Annotated in this window: 1 protein-coding gene; it reads left to right on the top strand. The window is 78.5% G+C overall.

What is annotated here, in order from left to right; genetic code table 11:
* Positions 1-298: electron transfer flavoprotein subunit alpha/FixB family protein (locus IF01_RS0140980; protein WP_030398699.1), on the top strand; the 298-nt coding region annotated here is incomplete at both ends.

Genomic DNA, 298 nt, shown 5'->3' on the forward strand with positions numbered 1-298 from the left:
GGAGGCCGCCCCGGCCGCGGGTGCGGTGGAGGACGTCGCCGTCGCGTTCACCGGCAACGCCGCCAAGGTCGTCTCGCGCACCCCGCGCGTGTCCTCCGGCCGCCCGGAGCTGACCGAGGCCGCCATCGTGGTCTCCGGCGGCCGCGGCGTCGGTGCCGCCGAGGGCTTCGGCGTCGTCGAGGAGCTCGCCGACGCCCTGGGCGCGGCCGTCGGTGCCTCGCGCGCCGCCGTCGACGCCGGCTGGTACCCGCACAGCAGCCAGGTCGGCCAGACCGGCAAGCAGGTCTCCCCGCAGCTC

Source organism: Kitasatospora purpeofusca (assembly GCF_000718025.1).
Lineage (GTDB): Bacteria > Actinomycetota > Actinomycetes > Streptomycetales > Streptomycetaceae > Kitasatospora > Kitasatospora purpeofusca.